Raw genomic sequence first — 3,493 nt, 5'->3', positions numbered from 1 at the left:
CCTGGCCGAGGCGCTGCGTGCGAACGGCCGAGACGTGCTGTTCCTGTCCTGCGACCTGGCCGACGTCGCGGCTCTGCGCCGGGCCGTCGCGGATGTGGCCCAGGCGAACGGGCCGGTCGAGATCCTGCTGAACAACGCCGGATATGACCAGCGCCACACGCTGGACGAGGTCGACGAGGCGCTGTGGGAGAGCCTGTCGGCGGTGAATATCCGCGCCCAGTTCTTCGCGGTCCAGGCGGTGGCGCCCGGCATGCGCCAGATGGGGCGCGGTTCGATCATCTGCCTGGGTTCGACCGGATGGATGCAGAAAAATGCCGGCTATCCGGTCTATGCGACCGCCAAGGCGGCGGTCAAAGGGCTGGTGAACAGCCTGGCGCGGGAACTGGGTCCGTTCCGGATCCGGGTGAATGCGCTGGTGCCCGGCTGGGTCATGACCGAACGCCAGTTGCGCCTGTGGGTGACGCCGGAGGGCGAGAAGGAGATAGACCGCGCCCAGTGCCTGCCGGGCCGGGTGCGGCCCGGGGACATCGCGCGCATGGCGCTGTTCCTGGCCGCCGACGACAGCCGCATGTGCACCGGGCAGGACTTCATCGTCGACGGGGGATGGGTCTGACGTGCCGGCCGTGCCCCAAGCCGGCTTGGCCGGGATGAACCGGACCCGCTATATTTCGTTAAGATTGGGTGCAGAGGGGGCAAGATGCATGTGTACGGATCTGCCGCGTCGTCAGGGACCGGACATCTGAAGCAATCGGTTGCCGGCCGTGCCGGCCTGGTCGCCGGATTGGCCGCCGTCGCGGGGCTGATGTTCGGGCTGGATATCGGCGTCATTTCCGGCGCGCTGGGCCTGATCGCCCAGGAATTCAGCACCACGCAGATCCAGGAGGAATGGATCGTCGCGGCGATGATGCTGGGCGCCGCCCTGGGCGTGCCCGTCGCCAGCCGGCTGTCCTTCGTCTGGGGACGCAAGCGCACGCTGATCATCGGCGCCAGCCTGTTCATCTGCGGTTCGATGTCCTGCGCGCTGGCCGGTTCGGTCGGCGTGCTGATCGTCGCGCGGATCGTGCTGGGCCTGGCGGTCGGGGTCTCGACCTTTACCGCGCCGCTTTATATTGCCGAGGTCTCGGACCCCGCGCATCGCGGTGCCATGATCTCGGTCTATCAGTTGATGGTCACGATCGGCATCCTGGCGGCCTTCGTTTCGAACGCGCTGTTTTCCTATTTCGATGCGTGGCGCTGGATGCTGGGCGTGGTCGCGTTTCCGGCGGTGGTCTTTCTGATCGGCGTGCTGTTCCTGCCGCACAGCCCGCGCTGGCTGGTGCTGCGCGGCAAGCGCGACGCGGCGCGGCGCGCGCTGCTGGAACTGCGCGGTCCGGTGCGCGGCGTGGCCGACGAACTGAACGAGATCGACGCCCAGTGCCGCGACGGCGGCAACGGCTTCGCGCTGTTCCGTGCCGACCGCAATGTCCGCCGCGCGGTCTTTCTGGGCGTCATGCTGCAATGCATCCAGCAATTCAGCGGCGTGAACGTGGTGATGTATTACGCACCGCGCATTTTCGGCCTGGCGGGCTTTCCCGAACATGCCGGGCTGTGGGGTACCGCGAGCGCCGGCGCGGTCAACGTGCTGGCGACCTTCCTGGCGATCTGGCTGGTCGATCGCTGGGGGCGGCGGCCGATCCTGATCTGCGGCCTGGTGGTCATGAGCCTGTCGTTGACGGTGCTGGGCGGCATTCTTGGCGGCGGCGCACAGTACGGGGTGCGCCAGGTGGCCGCGGTCGGGGTGCTGCTGAGCTTCGTGGCGGGATTCGCCTTCTCGGCGGGGCCGCTGGTCTGGGTGCTGTGTTCGGAAATCCAGCCCTTGCGAAGCCGCGATTTCGGCATCGCCTGCTCCACCGTCACGAACTGGATCGCCAACATGATCGTCGGGGCGTCGTTCCTCAGCCTGCTGGACCATCTGGGGCGGGCGGGGACATTCTGGATGTATGCCGCGCTGAACGCGCTGTTCGTCGTCCTGGTCATCCTGTTCGTGCCCGAGACGAAGGGCCTGACCCTGGAGGGGATCGAGCGCAACCTGATGTCCGGCGTACGGCTGCGGATGATCGGGCGCGGCGCGACCGGCCCGGCGCCCGATCATCGGGCGGCTTCATAAAAAAACCCGGCCGTCCGGCCGGGTTTTTCGTCGCTTGCGTCCGGCCGGCCGATCAGGCGGCCTTGAGCTGCGCCTCGGCGAATTCGTAGTTCGCCAGCTTGTCCAGGTAATTGGTGATGTAGTCCGGGCGGCGATTGCGGAAATCGAGATAGTAGGAATGTTCCCACACATCCAGGCCCAGCAGCGCCTTGCCCTGGCCTTCGGCCAGCGGGTTGGAGCCGTTGGCCGTCTTGGTCACCGCCAGCTTGCCGTCGGCGCCCAGCACCAGCCACGCCCAGCCCGAGCCGAACTGCGTGGTGGCCGCGGTCTTGAACGCGGTCTTGAAGGCGTCGACGCTGCCGAAATCCTCGACGATCTTGGCCTCCAGCGCGCCGGGAATCGTCCCGCCGGCCGGCGAGAGGTTCTGCCAGAACAGGATATGGTTCCAGTGCTGGCCGGCATTGTTGAACACAGGGGCCACGGCGGGATCGCCCTTGACCGCCAGGATGATCTCCTCCAGCGACTTGCCCTGCAGTTCGGGCTTCGCTTCCACGAACCCGTTCAGGGCCGTGACATAGGCCTGATGGTGCTTGCCGTGATGCAGTTCCAGCGTTTCCTGGCACATGCCGCGCGCCGCCAGCGCGTTGGTCTGGAACGGAAGAGAGGGGAGTTCGAAAGCCATGGACGTTCTCCTGTAGCAGTCAATAACCGAGCGGCCTGCCGATCTCCGAAATCAGCGTGCGAATGTCGGAGGCCGGACACCGGGGCAAGTCGCGATGGGCCGGATCCCCGATCGCGCGACGATGCGCGCCAACCTAACAATCCGGAGCGGGTCCGTCGATCCGTCGCGAGGCGATCCCTGTCCGGTCCGCCTGGGGCAGAAGCGGAAAATCGCCGCCCATCAGAGCTATGAGGGCCGGCGGGATGCGTCAAGTGACGGACATATGACGGACATATGACCGGGCCGCCCGTCCATGCGGTGCTTGTGCTTCCGCGCGGCGCGCGGCATCTGCATGCATCATGGCCCGGATGATGGACATAGCGGCGGCGGATACGGCGATACGCGCGGAGCGGGACGCGGGGGCGGGCGGCGACGGGCTGTCGCTCTGCGGCGCGATCGCGCGGCGATCAGACCCGGACCGGTTTTTCTGCGCCCTGTTCCTGCCCGAGCCGGTGCGCGAGGATGCGTTCAGCGTGATCGCGTTCAATCACGAATCCGTCCGCGCGCTGACGGGCATGCAGTCCTGGTCGGTCGCCGGCCCGATGGCCGGGCTGATCCGGCTGCAATGGTGGCGTGAAATCATTGAGGGCGCCGCCCACCCGCATGAGGTCGCGCCCGGCCTGCGCGCCGCCCTGGCCCAGGCGCCC

4 protein-coding genes are annotated in these 3,493 nt (G+C 67.3%); 3 read left to right on the top strand and 1 reads right to left on the bottom strand.

Annotated features, from left to right (window positions below):
- Both HUK84_RS12760 and HUK84_RS12755 read left to right on the top strand, forming a co-directional pair.
- Nucleotides 1-613 (top strand): SDR family NAD(P)-dependent oxidoreductase (locus HUK84_RS12760; RefSeq protein WP_176640633.1); only part of this gene is annotated, 613 nt, incomplete at its 5' end.
- Nucleotides 614-697: 84 nt separating this feature from the next.
- Nucleotides 698-2,146 (top strand): sugar porter family MFS transporter, encoded by a 1,449-nt coding sequence (locus tag HUK84_RS12755; protein WP_176640632.1) that lies wholly within the window; start codon nt 698-700, stop codon nt 2,144-2,146.
- Nucleotides 2,147-2,198: 52 nt separating this feature from the next.
- Here HUK84_RS12755 and HUK84_RS12750 read toward each other — a convergent pair whose 3' ends face one another.
- Nucleotides 2,199-2,807 carry a superoxide dismutase gene (locus HUK84_RS12750; RefSeq protein ID WP_176640631.1) on the bottom strand — a complete coding sequence of 203 codons (609 nt, stop codon included), beginning with the start codon at nt 2,805-2,807 and terminating at the stop codon, nt 2,199-2,201.
- 347 nt (nt 2,808-3,154) lie between these two features.
- Here HUK84_RS12750 and HUK84_RS12745 point away from each other — a divergent pair.
- On the top strand, nt 3,155-3,493 hold a 339-nt coding region (locus HUK84_RS12745), incomplete at its 3' end, for a squalene/phytoene synthase family protein (protein ID WP_374729332.1).

Source organism: Nguyenibacter vanlangensis (assembly GCF_013376155.1).
GTDB classification, from domain to species: Bacteria; Pseudomonadota; Alphaproteobacteria; order Acetobacterales; family Acetobacteraceae; genus Gluconacetobacter; species Gluconacetobacter vanlangensis.
The sequence above is the reverse complement of the archived record's forward strand: the minus strand, read 5'-3'. Positions and strand labels throughout refer to the sequence as shown.